This window comes from Trinickia sp. (assembly GCF_051953405.1).
In the GTDB taxonomy this organism is placed as follows: domain Bacteria; phylum Pseudomonadota; class Gammaproteobacteria; order Burkholderiales; family Burkholderiaceae; genus Trinickia.
Genome location: NZ_JBQCIV010000031.1, coordinates 32,718 through 39,166 on the forward strand (window position 1 = coordinate 32,718; position 6,449 = coordinate 39,166).

The 6,449-nt window shown below is 64.0% G+C and carries 5 protein-coding genes; 1 reads left to right on the plus strand and 4 read right to left on the minus strand.

Annotated features, from left to right (window positions below):
* Positions 1-335: 335 nt before the first annotated feature.
* Complete coding sequence (locus tag ACTHN9_RS05215) at positions 336-1,829, plus strand: RNA polymerase factor sigma-54 (RefSeq protein WP_440535684.1); 1,494 nt, start codon at positions 336-338, stop codon at positions 1,827-1,829.
* Positions 1,830-2,133: 304 nt separating this feature from the next.
* Here ACTHN9_RS05215 and otsA read toward each other — a convergent pair whose 3' ends face one another.
* The 4 genes from otsA to ACTHN9_RS05235 all read right to left on the minus strand — a co-directional run.
* Positions 2,134-3,555, minus strand: coding sequence for an alpha,alpha-trehalose-phosphate synthase (UDP-forming) (gene otsA, locus ACTHN9_RS05220; RefSeq protein WP_440535685.1), 1,422 nt, complete (start codon positions 3,553-3,555; stop codon positions 2,134-2,136).
* A 322-nt stretch (positions 3,556-3,877) separates the two neighbouring features.
* Positions 3,878-4,096, minus strand: coding sequence for a hypothetical protein (locus tag ACTHN9_RS05225; protein ID WP_440535686.1), 219 nt, complete (start codon positions 4,094-4,096; stop codon positions 3,878-3,880).
* Between the two features lie 477 nt (positions 4,097-4,573).
* Positions 4,574-5,980: a sigma-54-dependent transcriptional regulator gene (locus tag ACTHN9_RS05230; protein ID WP_440535687.1), complete on the minus strand. Its 1,407-nt coding sequence runs from the start codon at positions 5,978-5,980 to the stop codon at positions 4,574-4,576.
* 199 nt (positions 5,981-6,179) lie between these two features.
* The coding region (locus ACTHN9_RS05235) for a hypothetical protein (protein ID WP_440535688.1) at positions 6,180-6,449 on the minus strand (270 nt) is incomplete at its 5' end.

Genomic DNA, 6,449 nt, shown 5'->3' on the forward strand with positions numbered 1-6,449 from the left:
CTGCTCAAAGATGGAAAGAATTGCCGAAGCAGAACGTGCAAAACCGGGAACGGATACCGACCCGCTTCGGTCTGCACGGGCTTGTCCGCAAACCTCGTGCCCTGCGGCGCCCCTCGCGCACGGACGGGCCTGCGAGTAGGTAGGCGCGGCGCCGCTTCGCAGTCGCAGCAAAGCGCGCCGCGCTTTTGCACTGCACTCTGTAAAAGCTGCCGCGTTCTCCCTCCCGCAGCATGCAATTGCAGGCGAGCGATCGGCCGCATCGCCCGCAGGGCAACGCTTGGTATGGCCGTTGCTTTACAGCGAGCACTATTGCACTGGACCACTGGACTTTTGCCATGCCGCCGACTCTCGAACTGCGCAGCAAACAACACGTGGCACTCACGCCGCGCCTTCAACAATCGGTGCGGCTCCTTCAGTTGTCGTCGCTCGAGTTTCAGCACGAACTACGTCAAGCGCTCGACAACAATCCCTTTCTCGAATACGACGACCCGATCGCCGAAGAGACCGAAAACACCGCCAACGGCGTCCATGACGGGGACGCCGGCGATTTGCAGCCGGGTATAGCGGCCGAAGCCCCACAGCCTGCCGAACCCGTCGATCCTTACGACGGCCTATCGAGCGCGGACACGACGACCGCGGCGCCGGCCGACGATCCGATCGGCGATTTCGGCCAAGACTGGACGAGCCGCTCGGCCTCGCGCAATAACGGCGATTCCGACGATATCGATCCGGGCGCCTGGGCACACGTGCAACCAACGATGCACGAGCATCTGCATGGCCTACTGCACCTTTATCCGCTGAGCGAACGCGATCGCGCAGCCGCGCAGATCGTCATCGAAGCGCTCGACGACGACGGCTATCTGCGCGAATCGCTCGAGGATCTCGCGAGCGCATTCGAGGCCGATCCGCCGCTTGGCGAAGAGGAATTGCGCGTCGCGCTACGGCTCGTGCAAACGCTCGACCGCCCCGGGGTCGGTGCACGCTCGCTCTCCGAGTGCTTGAGTCTTCAGTTGGATGCGATGTCGCCCGATACGCCGGGACGCGCGGCCGCCCGCGAACTCGTCGAACATCATTTGGAGCGACTGGCGCGGCGCGAACACGCGGAGCTGCAAAAGCAGCTCGGCTGTTCGGCCGAAGAATTGCGCAAAGCGTGCGCCCTCGTGCGTCGGCTCGACCCCAAGCCCGGCCAGTTCTATGCGCGCTCCGACGATAACTACGTGATCCCCGACGTCATCGTGCGTCGCGTAAAAGGCCGATGGGTCGCATCGATCAACCCCGCGGTGCTCCCGCGCGCCCGCATCCATCGCGTGTATGCCGAGCTGTTCGCTCAATCGGGCGGCGCCGGCTCGCCGCTCGGCCAGCAATTGCAGGAAGCGCGCTGGCTGCTGCGCAATGCCGAGCAGCGTTTCACCACGATTCAACGCGTCGCGCAGTGCATCGTTTCGTACCAAAAGGCGTTCTTCGACTATGGCGAAATCGCCCTGAAACCGCTCGTGCTCAGCAAGCTCGCGGAAGAACTTGGCTTGCATGAATCCACCGTATCGCGCGCCTCGAGCAACAAGTACATGGCGACGCCGCGCGGCATCTTCGAGTTCCGTCACTTCTTTCCACGCGAACTCGCGACCGAAACCGGCGGGCGCTGTTCCGCCGCCGCGGTGCGCGCGCTAATCAAGGAGATGATCGATCAGGAAGACGTCCACAACCCGCTGTCGGATGTCGCGCTAGCCAAGATGCTTTCGCAGGAGGGCATGATCGTCGCGCGTCGGACCGTCGCCAAATACCGCAACTTGCTGAAGGTACCGCCGGCTCAATTGCGCCGCCAAGCGTAGAGAGCCTCGCGCGCGATCGGCCGAATCGATCGGCAATCTCGAAGCCGATCGTTATGGAGTCCTAATCGAAATCGATCGTTATCGCCGAGTCGAGGATCGGGCCGCGCTGCGGCCCGCCCCGCCGCAACCGATACGATACCGATCGGCGCGCGCGGACGGGATGCATCGAATCAATCGGGTAGGAAAAAAACGAGGACAAAAAGCGAGGGCCGGGACGAATACGCCGGCCCTCTTCGATGTTCGGCGATACCGCCTTAAGCGATGTTCGGCGATACCGCCTTGAGGGATGTTTGGCGATACCGCCTTAAGCGGCGATATCGGCCAGCTTGACCGCCTTGCGAGTGACCGATGCCGCCGTCGTCACATGCCGCAGATCGCTCAAGAACGCGTCGCGCCACGTCGACAGATCGCCGGCGCGCAGTTGCGCCATCATATCGGCATGTCTCGCCTTGCGATCTTCCAACGGCATGGACAGCGCGCGCTCGAGCGCTTCCGCCATCTGCGTAAGATCGAAGGGATTAACGACCAACGCGCCCGGCAGCTGTTCGGCGGCGCCCGCGAACTGAGACAGGACGAGCACGCCCGGATCCTCGGGATCTTGCGATGCGACGTACTCCTTGGCCACGAGGTTCATCCCATCGCGCAAGGGCGTCACGTAGCCCACTTGCGATAAGCGGAACAGCGCCATCAACAGATTGCGCTCGTATTTTCGGTTCAAATATTGGATCGGCGTCCAATCGAGCTGCGCGAAACGCCCATTGATACGGCCCGCTTCGCCCTCGAGCGTCTGCCTAATGCGTTGGTAGGTCTGCACGTCGGAGCGCGTCGGCGGCGCGATCTGTACGAGCGAAACCTTACCGTGCCAGTGCGGGGCGCCCAGCAGCAGGCGCTCGAACGCTTGGAAGCGCTCCACGAGCCCCTTCGAATAATCGAGACGATCGACGCTCATGATGAGCTTGCGTCCCAGCATGGCGTCGCGCAACGTGCCCACTTGCTTGCGATCGGAGAACTGCTGCGCCGCTTTGGCGATCGCGTCGGGATAGATTCCGATCGGATAGGCCCCTACCTTCAGGACGCGCCCGAAGGCGTGAATCATCCCGTCGTCGCTCGCGGTGCCGAAGCCGCCGCGCTCGATATAGTCGACAAACGATTGGCGGTCCGCCTGGGTCTGGAAGCCCAGCACATCGAAGCTGCACATGGCCTTGACGAGTTCTTCGTGCGGCGGCACGGTGCGCAGCATCTCGGGCACCGGAAACGGGATATGCAGAAAGAACCCGATCGGATTGGTCACGCCGAGTTCGCGCAATGCGCGCGCGAACGGCAGCAGGTGATAATCGTGAACCCAGATGATGTCGTCGGGCTTGAGCATCGCCCTCAGTTGCCGAGCGAGCGTCGCATTGACACGCAGGTAGCCGGCGTACTCTTGCCGATCGTAGCGGGATAAATCGGTGCGGTAATGGAACGTCGGCCATAAGGTCGCGTTCGAAAAGCCTCGATAGTACTGGTCGTAATCGCGTCGCGTGAGGCCGACGGTCGCATAGGTGACCTTGCCTTGCTTCTCGATCGAAGGCGCCTGCGATTCGCCGACGATCTCTCCGCTCCACCCAAACCAGACGCCGCCTGTTTCCTTCAGGGCGTCCAGCACGCCGATCGCAAGCCCCCCCGCCGCGGGGCGGCCCTCCTGCGTCGGCGCGACGCGGTTCGACACCACGATAAGTCTGCTCATTGCGGCTCCACCTCTTCGGTTGGCATTTCTCGCGCGGCGAACCGTCTCGCCGTCGCTGGATAGTCGACACGCAAGACGCGTGCCTCGCCAACCCTCAGTTGTCATACATATGGCATGCGCGCAGGCAATCGCGCGCCCGAGGCGATCCGCATCGTCCGCCCCGCGACGCACCTAGGCAGCCAGCAACAGGCGCGACAACGCGCGGCGCGGGCGAGCGCCGTATGCGAATGCGCCGGGGGAATACGAGGGCAGCGCAAGCGCGTAAAACCTGCCCGCGCGCCCGCGAAGCCGCGCGAGGCCCCCTGCACGCACCAAGGTGCCGCTAAGCGTCCTGTTCGGAGCCCAGGTCGCGCTGATAGTCGAGCCCTTCGGCTCGCGCACCGCCCTGATTGTGCTCGCCGTCGGCAGGCGTATCCGGCGCCGCGCGGTTTTGTCCCGATGGATCGAATTCGGACGACGAGCGAGCGGGAAAACTGCCTCCGTTCTTCGCTTCGCGCTTCATCGAATGGCGCGCTGAGCGCCGCAACGCGGGGTGTCTCATGGAACGGTCTCCAAGAGCCGAGCGACTGCCCGGGCAGGCAAAGCATGATTGTTTCAAGTCTAGGACGCCGAAGGGGCAAACGCGCGGTAACAATTGCGTCAGATTTGTAACCGGTACAGCCGCCGATCAGTGCAGCGGGGGGACGTCCGTCGGCACGGGGGGCGGATCGCCAATGGGCGGCTGCCGCGGTTCGGGGGGCTCGCGCTCGGGGACACGCCCCGGTACCGGCGGCTCCTGCGGCGGCGGCACGGGCGGGTCCGGCTCCGGCGTATGCAGGCGAATAAAGCGAATAAGCGTGCTGCTTGATGCGGACATTGATGCGGACATTGATGCGGACATCGAAACGTACCTCGCCGAGCAACCAATGGGATTAGGACATCAAACGAGCAAGTCCTTTGCCATCCGCGAGGCGGTCCCGTGCAACGGCGCGGTGCCCGCCCCGGCGCGGGACGGCCACCCCGCCATGTCCGTGTCCGGTCAGTTGCCGGCCGTGGCTTCCCCCGTTTCGCCGGCCGCATCGCTCTCGCTCGCAGCCGACTTGGCATCCTCGCCGTATTCGACGAGACGGTTGTAGAGCGTCTTCAGGCTGATACCGAGGATCTCGGCCGCGCGCGTCTTCACGCCGCCGCACTGCTCGAGCGTCGCGAGAATCAGTTGGCGATCGGCCATTGCGAGCGACGTGCCGAACGGAATCGTCACCGCGGTGCCCGTCGACGGCTTCGACAACGAGATTTGCAGCGGGACGGCCGCCGTGCAGTCGGCATCCGGCGCAGCCATGATGAATGCGCGCTGTACGTAATTCTTCAGTTCGCGCACGTTGCCCGGCCAAGGGTACGACTGCATCATGTCCTTGACCGCGGGCGGGAATTGCTTGCGCGAGCCGTGACGTTCGTTCAGTTCGTCGAGAAACGCTTGCGCGAGCAACCAAACGTCGCTGCCGCGCTCGCGCAGCGGCGGCAAGCTGATCGGGAAAACGTTGAGCCGGTGATAAAGGTCGAGCCGCAGCTTGCCTTCGAGCACCGCTTCCTCGGGATCGCGGTTAGTGGCCGCAATCACGCGCACGTCCGTTTCGATCTCCTTGGTCGTGCCGACGCGCATGAACATACCGGTTTCGAGCACGCGCAGGAACTTCACCTGCAATTCGGCGGGCATTTCCGTGATTTCGTCGAGAAAGATCGTTCCGCCGCTCGCTCGCTCGAAATAGCCCTTGTGTTGCCGGTCCGCGCCCGTGAACGAACCCCGCTCGTGTCCGAACATTTCCGATTCGATCAGGTTCGGCGAAATGGCCCCGCAATTGACTGCCAAGAACGCGTGCTTGCGACGCAAGCTCAACTCGTGGATCGTCTGCGCCGCCACTTCCTTGCCCGTGCCCGATTCGCCGACGAGCAGCACGGAAGCCGCTGTGGGAGCCACGCGGCCGATCTGGTCGTAGACCGTTTGCATTGCAGGCGAATTGCCGAGCATGAACCCGAAACGCCCCATGCGACGCAGTTCGCCCCGCAGCGTGCCGATCTGCGCTTTCAAATCGCCCGCGCGCGGCAAGCGATCGAGCACGGCCTTCACGCGCTGCATGTTGATCGGCTTGACGAGGTAATCCGTCGCGCCCATCTTCAGCGCGGTCACGGCCGACTCCACCGTTGCATGACCCGTGATGACGATGATTTCGACGCCCGAGCGCGGATCGAGATCCTCGAATAAATCGACGCCGCTGCCGTCGGGCAGTTGCAGATCCGTGAACACGACATCGGGCGTTTGGCGCACGAGCTGGATGCGAGCCTCGCGCAAATCGCCGGCCGTCGCGGTCGTCAAGCCGTCGGCGGCAATGATCGATACGAGGGCTTCGCGGGTCTCGGGGTCGTCGTCGACTATCAGCACATGTGGCATCGGTGTTCGCTGTCGGTGATGAATCGTGGTTGAAAAAAGGGGCATACCCGGGCGTTCGGAACGAACGCGGGCCACCCCGCTCGACTCGACGATATTGTGCCTAGACGAGCCGAGTCAGGCGAGCACTACGGTGCACCGGTACGAACGAGCGCCGCCGAACTGGCGGCGCCGTGGATACGATCGCTCGCGGGAAGCGGCGTCAGCTATGCCCGTGCGGGAAGATCCATGCGTCGCGCGTGCCGCCGATGCGCCCGAAGGCGCCGTGGCCGGCGCCATTGGGCATGACGTCGCGCGCCGGGGCGGTATCGGACATCGACGGCGCCGCAGCCATCCCAGCCGCGACTGCGCCGCCTTCGCCCTCCCACCGGTTCAACTCGCTCGCAAGCCGTGCCTGCGAAGCGCGATGCTTTTGGGCCCAGCGCCATGCGATCACGCCGCCCACGGCGACGAGCGCGCCAAAAATACCGAT